Here is a 17210-nt window from a genome sequence, read left to right on the forward strand (position 1 = left end):
AGCGACACATCTCAGACACAACCATGACAATTGTCATGGTGAGGAGATGACGTTTATGACTACGAGGGGATGACACTTTTCTTTATAATAAGGGAAGAAGATATTCGGGTGCTAATCGCGGCAGCCGCATAAGTTACCCCGAGGAGGCAAACGCTTAAATGAATTCATCCGAATCTATTAAGGAACTCAAGAAAACGGTCAAGCCTTATGAGAAAACCAACACGAAAGCAAGTCTGTTTCAGATGGCGAATACGCTAATCCCGTTGGTGCTGTTATGGTACCTTACGTATCTTAGTCTCTCGGTATCTTATTTTTTGACCTTGCCTTTAGCTCTGGTTACTGCAGGGTTTGTCATACGTACATTCATTATCTTTCATGATTGCTGTCATGGCTCGTTCTTCAAGAACAAGCGCGCTAATGATATCATCGGCACTATTACAGGTGTATTGACACTTGTGCCCTACCAGCAATGGAAGAATACCCATAACATTCACCATGCCACTAGCAGCAATCTTGATAAGCGCGGGATTGGCGACCTGTGGATTATGACGACAGACGAATATCGCGCCGCTTCGTTCTGGGGCAAAGCCTTTTACCGTCTGTACCGTTTTCCTTTGTTCATGTTTACTGTGGGACCTGTATTCGTCTTTCTCCTTCAGTATCGATTTAACCGTAAGGGTGCGCGCCGCAAAGAGCGTCTGCATACGTATTTGACCAATGTCCTGTTGGTTGTTCTGTATGGCTTGTTAATCTGGGCAATCGGTTGGCAGAGCTTCCTGCTCGTGCAGGGACCGGTATTCTTCCTCTCCGGCTTGCTCGGCATCTGGCTGTTCTATGTACAACATCAGTTCGAAGAATCGTATTTTGAGCACGACGATGAGTGGAGTTACGTCAAAGCTGCTGTTGAAGGCAGTTCCTATTATAAACTGCCGAAGGTACTGCAATGGATGACCGGCAACATCGGCTTTCACCATGTGCATCATCTGAGCCCTAAAGTGCCCAATTATTATTTGGAGCAGGCGCATAACGAGACGCCACCGCTGCACAAAGCGACAACAATTACATTGCTGACCAGTCTGAAGTCGCTTCGCTTCCACCTATGGGATGAAGAGCGCAAGAACTTCGTCACCTTTGGCAGCCTGAAGCGTGTGGCAGTTGCTGGAGACCGTGTCACCGACAAGCTCAAGATGGCCAGCGAACCGCTCCGTAAAAAGAGCACAGTCCGTCCTTAATCTTTGGTATAATGACAATTAAATATGTAAACAAACAATAAATAAGAGTGTGAAGATGCCGTAATGGACAGTTCGTTTCCGTGAAGGCTCTTCATCACTCTTTTATTGGGCAGAGGGGGACGACCGATTGAAATGGTATCAAATCTTGCAACGCAATACGGGACTCAGCCCGTATGTATGGGTCGTCTTCTACATTCTGCCTTTTTATTTTGTCTTCAGCTCGACCTCGATGTACCAAACCATCGTCGGCGGCATTATGATCGTCGGCTTTTTTATCTGTTATGTACTTTCCTTCATTTCCAGGGGATGGCTCGTTTACGTATGGACGACCATGCAGCTGATCATTTCCGTTACCATGACGCTGTGGTTCGGTTATGTTTACTTTGCAATATTCCTCGCCTTTTTCATTGGCAACATCAAGCATCGGGTAGGCTTCTACACGTTGTACTCGTTGCATCTGATGACAACACTGGCAACCATCAACTTCGGCTTGCTGGAGCGTAATCCCGTGATCATATCGCAATTGCCCTTCGTCTTGGTCAGTCTGATCGCCGTTATCCTGCTGCCGGTCACAACGTACCACCGCAACAAGAGCGATCAGTTGGAAGGCCAACTCCAGCACGCCAACAAGCGGATTTCGGAGCTGGTGAAGATGGAGGAACGGCAGCGGATCGCCCGGGATCTGCATGATACACTGGGGCAGAAGCTATCACTGATTGGACTGAAGAGCGATCTGGCCGGCAAGCTCGTGCACCGTCAGCCCAGCCGCGCCATGGCGGAGATGGCGGATGTAAGCCAGACCGCGCGCAGCGCGCTCAAAGAGGTGCGTAAGCTGGTGACGGAAATGCGCGGTGTCCGGCTGGAAGAAGAGGTCCATCGGATTCGCCAGATTCTGCTGGCCGCCGGCATCTCGTTCGAGCTGGAGGGAGATCCACGGCTCGGTGAGACTTCGCTGTTAAACGAGAATGTGGTTACGATGTGCCTGAAGGAAGCGGTCACCAATGTTGTCCGCCATAGTGAGGCGACGGCTTGCAAGGTGCGGATAGAGCAGTCGCCAACAGAGGTGGAAGTTGAGGTCCATGACAATGGCAGAGGCATAGAGCTAGGCGTTGACGACTATCGCGGTCACGGCTTGCAAGGCATGCGAGAGCGTCTGGAGTTCGTAAACGGACGACTGGATATTCGTTCAGAGGAAGGTACGAGCATTACCTTTACAGTACCGAATATTTTACAAGGGCAAAAAACGATTTCATCGTCCTAAGTGTATGCTGAGGATAGATGAGGGGAAAAAGGAGGCGTGAGCGGATGCTGCGCATCGTCATCGCAGAGGATCAGCGGATGCTATTGGGTGCCCTGGCATCGCTGCTGGACCTGGAGGAAGATATGGAAGTGGTCGGCAAGGCGGGTAACGGCGAAGAAGCCGTACAGCTGGTGCGGGAGCTGCAGCCAGATGTCCTGATCATGGATATCGAGATGCCGCTGAAATCGGGTCTTGATGCAGCGGAGGAGCTCAAGGGAGCGGGGTGCAAGATCGTCATTCTGACCACCTTTGCCCGCAGCGGTTACTTCGAGCGTGCTGTCAAAGCGGATGTCCATGGCTATCTGCTCAAGGACAGCCCCAGCGAGGAGCTGGCGGCTTCCATCCGCAACATTATGGCGGGCCGGCGCATCTATGCCTCCGAGCTGGTGGACGAAGGGTTCAGCGAAGAGAATCCGCTCACCTCGCGTGAGATTGAAGTGCTGGCACTAATCGCTGGCGGCAAGAATACCAAGGAAATCGCCAGCGAAATGCTTATCACTACAGGCACGGTCCGCAACTACATCTCCGTCATCCTCGACAAGCTGAACGTCACTAATCGAATTGAAGCTATCACACGTTTCAAGGAGAAAGGCTGGTTCAAGTAGCAGTTACATGGTGCGCAAAGACGCGCTGCGAGGAAGAGGGGGCTTCCGATCGCTGTTGGCCTCCCTCTTCCTCTCCGCTATCTGTGCATGAAACGCGAAATCCATGTAAAACGCCTGCCGTCCCCGAGGGACGGCAGGCGTTTTGTAGTGCAAAGAGCGAGTTTATTCAATCGGCTCGTTGTTGTCGATGACGATTTGGCTTTCGAAGACATAGGCGTTGTTCAGACCAACGACGTCTTTAAAGAAAGCAAGCGGCACATACGTGTTGCCTTCTACCAGCGAAGGTGCTGCGCCGAGGTCGATCGCATCATTGTCTGCGTTGGCATACAGATCTTTGCCGATAGCCAGTGTAATGTCCTCGTCGATGATAATGCCTTTCTCTGCAGCTACCCATTTGAGCTCCAGGTCGAGGGCTTCAACGATCGCACGCAGCGGCACCATGACATGATCTTCGTCAGACAAGTAAGCAGCCGGCGCATCGATGATCAAGTCGTTCACGACCAGATCCTTCTCGCCTACGTTACCGATGATATCAGAGATCGGTACGACTGGCTCGTCTGTATCGAGATCTTCACTTTCAGGCAGCTCAGGGTCGCCATAGACAGGAAGTCCCGGGTCATCCTCCAGTGCGACAATCTTCACAGGAGGCGTTTGTGGAGGCAAGCTTCTCGTCGTTATCGTATAGGATACGACAAGGACGTAGTCGCTGAGCTCGCCTTCAAATGGCGTACCATCGGCAAACGTAATATCTGTTTCGTCGGAGACGTTCAGAATCAAGTTGCCGTCTGCACTAAGCAGATTCTCGTCGAACCGGTCGACTTTGTAGTTGATGTCGTCACTGACTTCAGCAACAACTTCTGCCGTATATTGCGGCGGGTAGATCATAAGCATCGGCTTACCGGTATCATAGAAAATCACGAGCTTCTGGCCAACGGCCGGCTCCACATCGTCAATGAAATACGTGTCTTTGGTAATAACAGGATTGGCGATCTCGCCACCCTCCAGTTCGAGCGTGAGCATCTTCAGCTCGCCATCTGCCCCATGATCTTGAATCTGGGTCACAACTCCGGTGACGGCTGCATAAGGAGCCACCTCATCCTGAATTGGCGCGCTGATTGGCACGACGTCCTGCTGCGCTGGAGCCGAGATGGGTGCGCTGATGGGCACAACATTCGCAGGGCTCGCTGAGATGATGGATGCTGCGGAGAGAGAGAGTACGCTGACGGACAACAGACTGGTCAAGCCTTTTTTTACATTGCGTTTCATAATTGATGAATCTCCTTTCTGCTTTTGTCTTGCACCCTCTCTGACGCACGGGTCAGTGGAAAGGTTGCAGAGATTACAAAGTCACGGATAAAAAAGTTAAGATTGATGAATCTCACTTTACAATAATCCATATTCTTCCTATAATGACTTATAACCCATTTTCCCTCACTGAAACATTGATTTATGTTATAAAGTGATGGACTGGGCATCTGATAGTGGAGGAATAGACGTGAAGGTTAAGTCACCAGTGGTTTACCTGCTTCTCCTGTTGTGCATGCTGACTTTAACGGTCACTGGTTGTACAGCCGTAAGTAATGCATACGCAACGCCCGAGTCGATGACACCCATCTCAGAGACACACCCGCACAACGCGGCTCCGGACATTGAGCAAGAAAGGTGGAACCCTGAACATGCAGCTCTTCTTACACACACGAGTATGACTCATCCAGTTGATTTCAACAGGAATATGTACAAGCTTCAGCCGAAGTACCTCATTAACAATTTCTCCTTCGATATGATGGCGGCTACGGTTACCGAGGGCCACGACGTCGTTACGACTGGCAATTTTCGAACCACGCATGATTTGAGTGGATTGAGCTGGGAGACGGAGGACCTGCATAGCCACGCTGATTTCAAATACCCCACGAACCCTGACTTTTCCAATGTTCAGTTAAGCTATACCTACCAATTGTCGGGAGATGTCCCGGACATGAATGCTGGACAAGCTCCTGCACTAACGATCGAGACTCTCGATGGCGGCATTCATTATGTACGTTTGTGGAACTATGTTGTCAATCGTCCTGTGGATGATTGGGAGGCCGGCTCCAAGCAGGTCTATCCTGCCAATCGGACACCGGGTGAGGCAACCGGCAAAAGGGGACAAGTCGTGCTCTCCTTTAATAACCTATATGCAGGGTGGCAGCCTTACGTCTATGATAATAGCGGGCGGTGGGTGAGCAATCCGGATTGGGTAAAAATCCCCGTGCATAATATTAAGCGAATCGTGTGGCCCTTTGTATCCCAATCTTATGATGCATCCACCCCCAAGAAGTTTCTGCCGGGGTCTAACCGTTTTGAAATCCGTATGTCCAATTGGACGGTAACCGGAGATACATTCCTGCGCAGCGAGCCCTCCAGTCACCGCAAACATAACGTTCGTATGACAGATGACTATGACGACATCTATCATCTGACGCCGGAGCGGGTCGTCTCGGAATATATCAAGCTGGGTTATTCGGGCAGCGTCAACATGTATGTCGGCGCGTCTCATTTCTATGATAAGCAAGGGATCGACGGAACCATGACGCTGATTGACGAAGAGCCATTTAACGATGCCTTTACCCAGTGGTATTCCAACTATATCAAGCGGCTCAAGACCCATCACTTCACCTTAATTCATTCCATCTCCATGGAAAATGTGGATGCACCAGCGTCCTGGTGGCAGCGCTCATGGGATGGTACGCCAGCAACGAGCGGATGGATGCCCACGCCGCATTTCTTAAGCTTCACGCATTCGGAAGTTCAGGCGTACTACAAGAAATATACGCTCGGTTTGGCTCAAATGTCAGTGGATCATGGACTAAAACCTGTCGTACAACTGGGCGAGCCCTGGTGGTGGTTCATGGAGGGGACGACAGGACAGCCGCCGACCTTCTACGACGAGGCGACCAAGGCACTGTACAAGAAAGAGAAGGGCAAGGACATGCATGTATTCAAGTCGAGTCATGATTCTATTGAAGAACATGAAGACTTGATCCATTGGCTGCAGGATAAAAACGGGGATTTTGCCTTGATGCTGAGAGACGCACTCAAGCAAGCTTATCCGCAAGCGGAGTTCACGGTATTGTTCTTTACGCCTTCCGTTATTGATAAGGACCGGGTGCCGCACATGATGAGTATTGTGAATTTCCCGCAAAAGCAATGGGCCTATCCGAATTTGGATTTCTTCATGTTGGAGGATTACGACTATCTCATTGATGACCAGATGGAGAAGCATGCTGAATCCTTACGCTTTGTCCAGGCACAGTTGGGTTATCCCGAAAAACGAATTCATTACTTTGCTGGCTTTGTACCTGAACAGGACCAACGATGGATATGGAACAACATCAATCGAGCCATTAATAATGGATTCAATCAGCGGTTTCAAGAGGTGTATGTCTGGGCTTACGCCCAAATCAAGCGGGACAGCTGGACACCGCCTGATTTTGTCCTGGCGAACCGTCCTTCCGGACCTTATGTAGAGCTCTTCGATCTGACGCTGTCCAGTACAGCGGATCGGCTCGTCTACACCATAGACGAATCCACACCTACGTTGACCCACGGCACCGTATACCGTCAGCCCATCCCGATCAACCAGTCTACGCGTCTGCGGGTCGCAGCGATTTCAGGTGGTTCAGTTACTGAGGTGTATGATTTTAGCTATAAGATTGAGGTCGAATAGAGGGGCTGGTGTCCAGACTGTTCATCACCTCATAATTATGGTACAGTGAATCGGTATATTGAGAAGAGGAAGTGAGCATCAGTGATTCAGATCACCGTTCCAACACCGGACGTTACGATAACCAAGCAGCAGTCCCCAACCTTGAGCCATATCTACGGTTTTACGGATTTTCATCTGATCTCCCGCGAGAAGGGCGGGATCTTCATGTTCTATGATGCCAATGATCAACTATTATTCGTCGGCAAGGCCAGGAAGCTGCGCCCACGGATCAAGAAGCATTTTGAGGATAGCGTATCGGTTATGAAAAACCACCGCGAGGAAGTAGCTAAGATTGAGGTGTGTATCGTAGAAGATCCGGTACACAGAGAAATCTACGAAACGCACATTATCAATGAAGGCCGAGCAAAGTATAATGTAGAGAAGGCTTTCTTCAGAGGCTAACCGAAATATATGTAGTATAAGCAAAGAAAGTTGGAACGAAAACATGATGTTTTCGCGCCAACTTTTTTTTGTAGAATCATTCGGCTAAATTAATCTGCCGTCGTCATCACCACATACTGCACGACATCCCCGTCAAAATACAAATCGAGATCATCCCAATTGTCGACGTCGTACTTCCAGTTGAGGCTGGTTTGGATATGCGGCGTGCCCAAGAGCTCTTGTACCTCATCCTTGGTCATGCCGACACGGATGCCGTCACTGGTCTGGTATTCATCGGTTGTGAAGGCGACGAGCAGGTCCCAACTGATGATGGCTCCTTCATTATACGAGCGGACACTGTCCAGTCTGGACGTCTCCGTGTAGTAAGGGAGATCGACCTCTGCGGGCATCTCGGCCAGCTCCTCTGTCCAGCGATAGTAGGTTTTGCCGTCCACGGCGAGACGCTCGGCCTCATAGCTGTTGGAGCGGTCTTCGTCTCCAGTCTCTGAATTGGATAACACCGCATTGCGGGCCTGCACGAATTGAGCAATTGCAGAATCCGGGTAGATGGCGGAATAGACTGCCCTGGCTGTATTGCCATTCGCATAGACTTGGCCAGCACCAAGATCCATCACATTGGCCTGCGACGCATAAGGAATCGCGTAGAGGGTATCACCGGCCTGAAATCTCAGCATGGCATCCAACTGCGGTTCGTCACCCGTTGACGTCTCGTCGATGAGGCTCTCCGGCAAGAAGACCTGGCCCAGCAGAGTCAACAGGTTGTTGGGACCCTCCTGAGGCACTTCAAGCTCCTGTCCGTCTTCCGTGCGCACCGATACCTCAGTCACATCATCCATGGAGAAAGGCAAGGCTTCACTTAGCATCACATCATCAATGGAGGCCAGCTCTACCAACGTTTCGCTGTCGAGTGGCTCGATATCTGGCAGCGGTGGCGGGCCTTCAGGTGTCGGATCTGTTGGCGGCTCCACGGGGTCATTGGTGCCGACCGGTGGATCTACCGGATTGGTCACGCCGGGACCGGCGTTGCCTTCACTAGGACCCGGCCCGATTATCCCGGGAAGCCGGTCGAAGGTCAGAGTGATGCCGAGCAGCAGTACGATAGCGGTGGTGCTGAGCGCAGCGATTGGGAGCCAGCGTTTGCGCTTGGTTTTATTATCCTTGCGCGCCAGTTTCCGTTCAATCCGTGTCATGTTCTCGGTGGTGAACGTCTTTTTACGGTGCGGTCCGGTCTGGAGGTTTTTGTACCAATCCGGCTTGACGTCCTTAGTCATATTGCGCACTCCCCTTCCAATAGGTGTTCATTTTCTGTCTTGCCCGCGATAATCTGGATTTGACGGTGCCTTCGGGTAGCTGCAGTACGTCCGCAATCTCCTTGGTATTCAGATCGAACTTGGCATGCAGGATCAGAACCTCCCGCAGCTTGAGTGGCAGCTTCAGGACGACCGTCCAGATTTCATGCGTGAACTGATTCTCCATCGCTTCTTTCTCGGCCGAGGACGTATCGCCTTCCACCGTCACCCGGTCCATGAGCGTCACCCGACGGAGGAACGCGGACCGAAGATGGTTAATTGACATGTTGCGGGTGATCGAGAGCAGCCATGTCTTGATCGAAGACTTCCCGCGAAACGTATGGATGGAATGATATACTTTCAGGAAGACATCCTGTGACACATCATCCGCCAGGTCATGCTTTTTGGTTATCGTAAAGGCCAGGTTCCACACATCTTGACCGTAGAGTTCCATCAGGTGGCGGAAGCTGTCCGCATCCATTCGCTCGAGGTAGTTCCAGTTGATTTCCCCCACATTGTTCACCTCCATAAATTAGACAGCGCAGTTGCGAGATCCGTTCCATTCGCCGCAGTTAATGTTAAGTTAACCCAAAACCTGGATGTGTAAAAGCAAAAAAGGCCTGGAGAATGTGGAACAGAGGTCCGTGGTTGGACGTATAGCATAGGACGAGGTCTGTTTGGTGAGAAAGGAGGGGGTGCGAAATGACCACTCTGGCCCGGCTGGCGCTAGCCAGCTATACCTTGCTCTTGGCCTATTGGATGCTCATTGGATTCGGGCGAACGGCGGGCACGGAATATATGTACAATCTGCGACCGTTCGCGACGATCTCGCATTTTATGGATGTGGGCAGCATCAATACCCGAACATGGGCCATTAATTTGATTGGTAACATTGGCGTGTTCGTCCCTTTCGGTCTGCTGATTCCCGCCGCTGTTCGGACCGGATTCGGCAAATCGCTGGCGATCTTCCTCGCGGGACTGACGATATTGGAGCTGTCGCAGCTGCTTAGTCGCCGCGGCAGTCTGGATGTGGACGATTTTATTCTTAACTCGTTCGGGTTTGTGATGGGTTATGGTCTGCTGATGCTGTGGCGGCGGGTAGCGAGGTGAGCGAGTGGATGCGTGTGTGTGGGGCGCGAGTAGGAGCACGAATGTTGGGGAGCATTTTTTCCGCTAAACTGTCTGTATTGCGCATGAGATCAAAAATATGGCTTCTATTTTCCGCTATGTGCTGCTATTCATCAGATAATCAATGGTTAGTTAGCCAATAACGGAAAATATGCTCCACAATTCCGGCAGAACCCCCATTATGAAGCGGATAACGGAACATATGCACCCTATCATGAGCCATATTCATCCTAATCGCTCATCCTCTCTGATACTTCGCTAGTAGAATTGAGATTCGAGCGCTCCATCCACCACGACGCCCCCGCACAGAAAAAGAAGCTCCCCCGCCATAGGTACAATAGCGGGGGAGCTTTTTGCTGTTTCTAATGGGTTACGCCTCTTCGCGCGGGAGATAGATCCGGAAGCGTCCGCTGAGGGCGAGTAAGCTGAAGAAGTAGAGGCAATTGTCATAGTAGCGGCGCACGCCCTTGCGCAGCGGCGTGTCCCAGAACAGCCGGACGAAATGCTCCGCATCCGGTCCATCGGCTGCCAGAGAGGCCATGGCGTTGGTCGCAAGCAGGCCGACCGGGTGCAATGATGGCTCATCGAAGGGTTGGCCGTCGATGGTGTACCGGCGGTAATCCTCCACATCAATGGGACGGAAAAACTGCTGCAGCCGGTTAGATTGCTCGACCTGCCACGGGTCGGCACGGAACCATTCCCAGTCCAGGCCGATATTGGCGGCCGTGCGGTAAGCGTCGCTGAAGAAGTGGCGGAAATCCCCGTGTCGCTGCGGTTCAGCAGGCGTGCCATCGTAATTGGCGTATTCCGGAGACAATCCGGTCACCGGATGACAAGCCGTCTGCAGATAGGCACGACTTGCAGCAGCTGCTTCCCGCCAGAACGGACGGTCCTGCTCATCAGCCTGCAGGGCGAACAGCTCGTAGAAGTGTGGCAGGTGGTACGATGGATCGCTGAACGGGGATTCAGGGATGAACTTGATGAGCCGCGTCTCGTGATCCCACATCGGATCGCCCTCGCCGTCCTCACCCTGATGCAGACAGGCACGGAGAATGATGCGGGCCTGATCCGCATAGTCATACGGCGCTGGCCCGTCGCCCCAGCGGGCAGAGGCAAAAAACAATGCCATCGCGAAGAACTCTTCCCCATCAGGAGCCGGTCCCTGCGAAATTCGCGTCCCATCCGGTTTGCAGTGCCAGGCGAAATAATCCTTGTAGCGTCCTTCCGTGTGCTGCATATACGTTTTGGCGAACGTCCACAGCCGGTCGAACACCTCCTGGTCGTCCATCTGAACCGCCATCATCATGCCATAGCTCATGCCTTCTGTACGCACATCCAGATTCCCGGTGTCGAGGAAATAACCTTTGTCATCGCCAACCGGATAGTAGATCCGGACATCCTCATCTCCCGTCAGCAGATCAGACCAGGCTTGTTCGAGCCGCGCTGCAATCTCCTGCTCCGAGTACCCCAGTTCCTTGAAGCAATTGCGATAGTGTCCTGTATAAAAAGCGTCTTGCGTAGAAGTTGTCATCGATTGGCCGCCTCCATAGATTGGTTTCTCTCCTATCTTACCATCGGCGGCTTGCATGCGAGTTTAGGTTCTTCTTTGAAAACTATAGGACTTGCCCGCTAGTCCTGCGACATTCGGATGGCATCGGCTGGCGAGACTGTACTGATCCGCCGTGGGCAGGGGAGTAGTGCTCAGATTATTTGCGTAAACGTTTTTACAAGTTTTCGCAGGAGGTTAGACGGCGACGACTCAACAACAAATCAATTAGTGTTAGTTTAGATGACGCAAACATGAATAATTTTCCACTTTACTATTGGTTTTTTGAGATAAACCTAACACAAACGCGTTATATAATTAAAATGCAAGCGTTTTATCTTTGATTTTTTTGAAAAATGCTATTGTAATCTTTTAAATCGTGTAATAGAATAAAAACAGAAATTGCGTAAACGTTATGACAAAGAGTAAACGGCGGGGTGATTATGGCCAATAAGGAAATTACAATTAAAGATGTTGCCAAGCAGGCAGGCGTGTCTGTGGCAACGGTATCCCGGGTATTAAACGGACGCGACCGCGTGAGTGACGATACTCGTAAGAAGATCCTCAAAATTATTGAAGACATGAACTTTGTACCCAATACGATGGCGGCTTCCATGGTTAACAAGAAGACACGAATGCTGTCCGTCGTCGTACCAGAGATTCAGAATCCATTCTATACCGCAGTCATTAGCGGGACAGTGGAAGTAGCCAAAAAGGCGGGATTCGTAACGCTGGTCGTTTCGACCAACAATGAAGAAGCCGAGGAGGAAGAGTTCTTCGAAAGCTTCCTTGGCAAGAATGTGGATGGCATTGTACTAATCGGCACGCATCGACGTCCAGAGTTCTATCGCAGTATTCGGAAGCCGACGATTCTTGTGGACCGATACATTAACAATTGTGGTCATGACGGCGTTATGATTGATAATTTCCGCGGGGCGTACGAAGCGACCAGACACTTCCTTGATTATGGACACGAGCGTATAGCTATCATCGATGGCGATCATTACTTTAATGACGGCAAGGATCGCTACTGGGGCTACCATCAAGCCATGCATGAGAGCGGGTTATCGCCAGAAGCAAGGTATCACAAGCAGGGCACCTGGACAGAAGAGGATGGATACCGCTTTACTCGCGAGTTGCTACAGTCCGAGGAGCCGCCGACAGCGATTTTTGCTGCCAACAATGTGATCTGCACAGGGGCAATCAAGGCGATCCGTGATTTGAATTTGCGCATGGGCGAGGATATCTCGCTCGTCGGGTTCGACGACAACGAGCTTGCCCAGTTTGTCCAGCCCCGGGTAACGGTCGTTAGCAGACCGACCAAGGAAATGGGTGTGCAGGCAGCCGAAATGCTGATTCAGAAAATTACAGAAGAACCCAAGGAGCAAGCCAAGCTGAAAAAAACCATTTTGGATGTTGAACTGCTGATCTTTGGTTCTGTCAAAAAACTCAACTAGCTTCGGAGGAATCCTCATGGCTAACATCTTGGTCGTAGGCAGCATGAATATGGATATTGTTACTCAGGTGGCGCATCATCCGCTCCCAGGCGAGACCGTGCAGGGACTGGGAACCGCGTTCCATGCAGGAGGCAAGGGAGCTAATCAAGCTGTAGCCGCTGCTCGCTCGGGAGCTGCTGTGGCTATGGCCGGAGGCCTGGGCGCAGATGTGTTCGGCCAGGATCTAAGACAGCGGCTGATGGACGAAGGGATGGAACTCTCAGGCATTATCGAAATGTCCGATGCCGCTACCGGTGTAGCGCTGATTACGATTGAACGCGCTGGCGAGAATCGTATTATCCTCTCTCCCGGAGCCAACGGTGAATATGGACCGGCGGAGGCAGATGCCCTGGAGCTGAACAGCTATGAGGCTATCCTGTTGCAGAACGAGATTCCGCTCGCCACGTGTCGCCGTGTGATGGAGAGGGCAGCAGCGGAAGGCATTCCGGTATTTCTGAATCCGGCCCCGATTGCTGGATTTGATCCTGCGCTTATGGCACATGCCGATTACCTCGTCCTGAATGAGGTCGAGGCGGAGGTACTGAGCGGCTTGGCTATCCACGATGCGGATGCAGCAGCGCGTGCCGCCCGCAAGCTTCTTGAATCTGGGGTGTCCAGACTCATCTTGACGCTCGGCAGCCAGGGCTCGTTGTACAAGGATCAGGAAGGATTGCAGATTCGAATGCCTGCCTTCCGCGTCGAAGCTGTGGATACGACAGCCGCCGGTGATACCTTCATTGGCGCTTTCGCGGCAAGGAGAACGAATGGAGCTACTGTGGAGGAGGCGTTGCATTACGCAACCGCTGCTTCGGCCTTGGCGGTCACAGCGCGTGGGGCACAAAGCTCGATTCCCACCGAAGCTCAGGTAGCCTCTTTTCTCGCTGAGATTGGCCAATCGTTGGATCGCAGTGGACCTCGCCCCTGAATCGAACAAGAGCAGACTAGTCAATTAATAGGAATAGGAAAGACGGGCCCCCGTAGGGGAGGGACCCGTGTAGCTTCGCGCTTTTGTGATTTAACGCTGAGTCTTGTTAAAGATTGGAGGATAAGCCATGAGTCAGCCTGTATTGACAATGGAAGGCATCAGCAAAGAGTTTCCGGGCGTCAAGGCGCTCTCCGATGTCAACTTCGAGCTGTATCCCGGTGAAGTTCATGCGCTGATGGGGGAGAATGGCGCGGGCAAGTCGACTCTGATGAAAGTTCTCTCCGGCGTATACGAGCCGACGGCGGGTACGATTCGCTTGAAGGGTCAGGAGGTAGCGTTTGGAAATCCGCTGGAAGCCCAGCGCCAAGGGGTATCCATCATTCATCAAGAATTTAATCTCTTCACGAACCTCTCGGCTGCGGAGAACATCTATATCGATCGTCCAGAGATGGTTGGGAGATTCGGACGTATCCAGTGGTCCAAGATGTATGAAGAGGCGCAGCAACTGGTCGACTCAATCGGGGGCAGCGGCATCGATGTCAGGCAAGAGGTGCGTCATCTGGGGGTTCACAGCCAGCAGGTAGTGGAGATTGCCAAGGCGTTGTCTTTCCGTGCGGATGTCCTCATCATGGACGAACCCTCGGCTGCTCTGCCCGAGAATGAAGTGAAGAAGATGTTCGATGTGGTGAAGCGTCTGCGTGATCAAGGCGTAGCCATTGTGTACGTCTCCCACCGGATGAAGGAAATCTTCGAAATCGCAGACAAGGTTACGGTGCTACGGGACGGTGCCTGGATCGATACGCGTCCGATCGGTGAGGTCACCGAGCAGCAGCTGATCTACATGATGGTTGGTAAAGAGGTGAGCAAGCTCTATCCGGACCGGGATCATAAACCGGGCGGCGAGGTTATGCTGGAGGTTCAATCGCTCTCGCTTGATGCGACCCATGAGGTATCCTTTCAACTGCACAAAGGAGAGATTCTCGGCTTGTTCGGCATCCCTGGCTCCGGTACCCATACAATCGCTGAACGTCTGTTTGGCCTAAAAGGCGGTGCTGGCGACATTATTGTCGGTGGGATGCCTGCGGTGATTCGCAATCCCGGCGATGCCAAGGCGAGACGGATCGCTTATGTACCCCCAGATCGTCATCGCCAAGGCATTATCAAGCCGATGTCGATCCGGCAGAATCTGTCACTGCCGATCCTGCCCCGGCTCTCCAAGGGCGTCGTCATTGACGAATCGCGGGTCCGGGAGATGAGCAGCGAGTATATGGAGAGTTTGCGCATCAAGGCGCCAAACGACAGGCAAAGCGTCGATTACCTCAGCGGCGGCAACCAGCAGAAGGTTGTCATCGGCAAATGGCTGGCCACTCACCCGGACATTCTGATCTTGGAAGAGCCGACCCGTGGCGTAGATGTCGGGGCCAAGGCAGAGATCTACGCGATTATCAATCGGCTCGCACAGGAGGGGTTAAGCATCTTGTTGATTTCCTCCGAGATGCCAGAAGTGATCGGCCTGAGCGACCGGATCCTCGTGCTGCACAAGGGTGAGATTGTTCATGAATTTGCGCATGGCGAAGCAGATCAGGAACAACTGCTGCAGCGAGCTTCGCATCCGCTGACGGAAGGAGGCCGACTATGAAACGCCTATTGAATATGCATGAAGCGCCTATCATCATCTTTACCATTATTGTCACGCTGGCGTTTTCCTTATATTCTTCCGGTTTTTTCGGAATCGACAACCTGCAGATGATTCTGGATCAGAACATCTCCATGTTTATTGTGGCGATTGGTATGACCATGGTGATCTTGCTGGGTGGCATCGATCTATCGGTTGGCTCGGTACTCGCCGTGACCGCCACCTCTGTCGGGTTATTTCTTAGCCATGGCATCCACCCTTGGGTCGCTGCCTTGATGGGCATCGGTATTGGCGTTCTGTGCGGTATGGTCAACGGGTTCTTTATCGCCTATGTGAAAATTCCAGATATCATCGTTACGCTGGCGACCATGTACATTTTTCGTGGCATCGCAGTCGGGATTAGCGGCGGCACCTGGATGACCAATTTTCCTGCAGGATTCCGCTTTTTTGGACAAGGCACGCTGTTCGGACTATCGTTCCCTCTGCTTGTTGCCATTGTGCTTATCGCTATCTTCATCTATGGGCTGAAGTTTAGCCGGTTTGGCAGGCGCATCTATGCAATTGGAGGCAATGGGCCGGCTGCCAAGCTCGCAGGGATCAGCGTAGCCAAATCCAAATTCAAAGTTTATGTGCTCTCGGGCTTGCTAGTTGGTATCGCTGCTGTCATCTTTGCCTCCAAGGTAGGTAGTGTACAAGCTTCTACAGCAGGCAACAGTCTGGCGTTTGAAGTGATGGCAGCCGTCTTGATCGGCGGGGGCAGCATCTTCGGCGGCATAGGGACGATAGCAGGTACGATGCTCGGCGTGTTGTTTATGGGCATCATCAAAAACGGCTTGATTATCTCCAAGGTCTCTCCGTTCTGGGTAGATGCTACGACCGGTTTTCTGATTATTCTGGCTATTTCCATTAACACGTTGCAGCGATACCGCCAAAACAAAGGCAAAGAAGGTGATCTGGTATGAATGCCTGGACAAGCCGACTGTCGCTCCGATCCAATACGCTGCTCGTTCAACTGATTGTGCTGTTCTTTATTCTCGTCTTGTTCAGCATCCTGTCGCCCTATTTCCTGTCCGTGTCCAACTTCATGAATGTGTTCAATCAGATGGTCGAGATCGGACTGATTGCGATTCCGATGACGATGATCATCATCTCGGGCGCAATGGATCTCTCGGTTGGCTCGATGCTTGCTTTCTCCGCTGTCTGTATGGGCGTTGCCTTTGAGCAGGGTCTTAACATCTGGATCTGCGTGGCTATCGGCCTCATCGCGGGCATGCTCTGTGGAGCTTTGAACGGCTATCTGATTGCGAGGCACAGGATGCAGGCGATCGTGGTCACCATAGGGATGCTGGTCATGCTGCGGGGACTGGTCTATGTCATCAATGAAGGGCGCCCGATCAGCGGCTTCCCGGACGGATTTTATTTCCTGGGCCAGCAGTATATCGGTGTCGTTCCCTTCAATGCGATCGTGCTGATGATTATGTTTTTGCTGGCCCATTTCTTTATGAAGAAAACGAGGTTCAGCACCTACATTTACGGAATCGGCAACAATGAAGAGGTGGTCCGTTACTCCGGAATTTCCGTCGTCCGCGTCCGTTTTATTCTCTTCGTGCTTAGTGGTTTTTTCTCGGCATTAGCGGGTGTATTCCTGGTGTCTCGTCTGGCAAGTGCAGAGGCGACCTCAGGTACCAATATAGAGCTCGACGTCATCACGGCAACGCTAATTGGCGGTACGCATATTTTCGGAGGGAGGGGAAGTCTTGCCGGCACATTCGTCGGCTTGCTAATCATCGTGTTTTTACGCAATGGATTGAATCTGATGGGTGTCTCGGTATTGTATCAAGCCGTCATTTTGGGTGCTTTGCTACTGCTTGCTGTAGGGAATCAAAAATTTAATGGAGCGTGAGAA

General features: G+C 51.8%; 15 protein-coding genes. 11 read left to right on the top strand and 4 right to left on the bottom strand.

What is annotated here, in order from left to right; genetic code table 11:
• Positions 1-158 precede the first annotated feature (158 nt).
• The 3 genes from desA to F556_RS0116625 all read left to right on the top strand — a co-directional run bounded on the left by desA (position 159) and on the right by F556_RS0116625 (position 3137).
• Complete coding sequence (gene desA / locus F556_RS0116615; protein WP_020618110.1) at positions 159-1232, top strand: Delta(5) desaturase DesA; 1074 nt, start codon at positions 159-161, stop codon at positions 1230-1232.
• Positions 1233-1359: 127 nt separating this feature from the next.
• Positions 1360-2493 carry a sensor histidine kinase gene (locus F556_RS0116620; protein WP_020618111.1) on the top strand — a complete coding sequence of 378 codons (1134 nt, stop codon included), beginning with the start codon at positions 1360-1362 and terminating at the stop codon, positions 2491-2493.
• A 44-nt stretch (positions 2494-2537) separates the two neighbouring features.
• The gene (locus tag F556_RS0116625; RefSeq protein WP_020618112.1) at positions 2538-3137 is read left to right on the top strand and encodes a response regulator transcription factor; all 600 of its coding nucleotides are present in this window, start codon (positions 2538-2540) and stop codon (positions 3135-3137) included.
• A 162-nt stretch (positions 3138-3299) separates the two neighbouring features.
• On the opposite strand, the gene F556_RS36365 is transcribed toward F556_RS0116625, so the two are convergent.
• A complete protein-coding gene (locus tag F556_RS36365; RefSeq protein WP_020618113.1) occupies positions 3300-4403 on the bottom strand; it encodes a copper amine oxidase N-terminal domain-containing protein in 1104 nt (367 codons plus the stop codon).
• A gap of 436 nt (positions 4404-4839) precedes the next feature.
• Between F556_RS36365 and F556_RS34290 the strand changes: the two genes are divergently transcribed.
• Both F556_RS34290 and F556_RS0116640 read left to right on the top strand, forming a co-directional pair.
• Positions 4840-6843 (top strand): chitobiase/beta-hexosaminidase C-terminal domain-containing protein, encoded by a 2004-nt coding sequence (locus F556_RS34290; protein WP_169447604.1) that lies wholly within the window; start codon positions 4840-4842, stop codon positions 6841-6843.
• An 81-nt stretch (positions 6844-6924) separates the two neighbouring features.
• On the top strand, positions 6925-7284 hold the full coding sequence (locus F556_RS0116640; protein ID WP_020618115.1) for a nucleotide excision repair endonuclease: 360 nt from the start codon (positions 6925-6927) through the stop codon (positions 7282-7284).
• An 89-nt stretch (positions 7285-7373) separates the two neighbouring features.
• Here the strand turns inward: F556_RS0116640 and bamE are convergent, their stop codons facing one another.
• Positions 7374-8555 (bottom strand): outer membrane protein assembly factor BamE domain-containing protein, encoded by a 1182-nt coding sequence (gene bamE / locus F556_RS0116645; RefSeq protein ID WP_020618116.1) that lies wholly within the window; start codon positions 8553-8555, stop codon positions 7374-7376.
• Positions 8548-9102 carry an RNA polymerase sigma factor gene (locus F556_RS0116650; protein WP_026297343.1) on the bottom strand — a complete coding sequence of 185 codons (555 nt, stop codon included), beginning with the start codon at positions 9100-9102 and terminating at the stop codon, positions 8548-8550. The genes bamE and F556_RS0116650 overlap by 8 nt, the downstream gene beginning before the upstream one ends.
• A 173-nt stretch (positions 9103-9275) precedes the next feature.
• Between F556_RS0116650 and F556_RS0116655 the strand changes: the two genes are divergently transcribed.
• Entirely contained in the window at positions 9276-9683 is a 408-nt protein-coding gene (locus F556_RS0116655) for a VanZ family protein (protein ID WP_020618118.1), read from the top strand.
• Positions 9684-10071: 388 nt separating this feature from the next.
• Here F556_RS0116655 and F556_RS0116660 read toward each other — a convergent pair whose 3' ends face one another.
• Complete coding sequence (locus tag F556_RS0116660; protein WP_020618119.1) at positions 10072-11232, bottom strand: family 8 glycosyl hydrolase; 1161 nt, start codon at positions 11230-11232, stop codon at positions 10072-10074.
• A gap of 458 nt (positions 11233-11690) precedes the next feature.
• Between F556_RS0116660 and F556_RS0116665 the strand changes: the two genes are divergently transcribed.
• The 5 genes from F556_RS0116665 to F556_RS0116685 all read left to right on the top strand — a co-directional run bounded on the left by F556_RS0116665 (position 11691) and on the right by F556_RS0116685 (position 17207).
• Entirely contained in the window at positions 11691-12704 is a 1014-nt protein-coding gene (locus F556_RS0116665; protein WP_040716870.1) for a LacI family DNA-binding transcriptional regulator, read from the top strand.
• A gap of 16 nt (positions 12705-12720) precedes the next feature.
• Positions 12721-13668 carry a ribokinase gene (gene rbsK / locus F556_RS34295; protein ID WP_020618121.1) on the top strand — a complete coding sequence of 316 codons (948 nt, stop codon included), beginning with the start codon at positions 12721-12723 and terminating at the stop codon, positions 13666-13668.
• 127 nt (positions 13669-13795) lie between these two features.
• Positions 13796-15307, top strand: coding sequence for a sugar ABC transporter ATP-binding protein (locus tag F556_RS0116675; protein ID WP_020618122.1), 1512 nt, complete (start codon positions 13796-13798; stop codon positions 15305-15307).
• A complete protein-coding gene (locus tag F556_RS0116680) occupies positions 15304-16266 on the top strand; it encodes an ABC transporter permease (protein WP_020618123.1) in 963 nt (320 codons plus the stop codon). The genes F556_RS0116675 and F556_RS0116680 overlap by 4 nt, the downstream gene beginning before the upstream one ends.
• Positions 16263-17207, top strand: coding sequence for an ABC transporter permease (locus F556_RS0116685; RefSeq protein WP_020618124.1), 945 nt, complete (start codon positions 16263-16265; stop codon positions 17205-17207). Before F556_RS0116680 ends, F556_RS0116685 begins: the two co-directional genes overlap by 4 nt.
• Positions 17208-17210 lie beyond the last annotated feature (3 nt).

Source organism: Paenibacillus daejeonensis DSM 15491, assembly GCF_000378385.1.
In the GTDB taxonomy this organism is placed as follows: domain Bacteria; phylum Bacillota; class Bacilli; order Paenibacillales; family Paenibacillaceae; genus Paenibacillus_D; species Paenibacillus_D daejeonensis.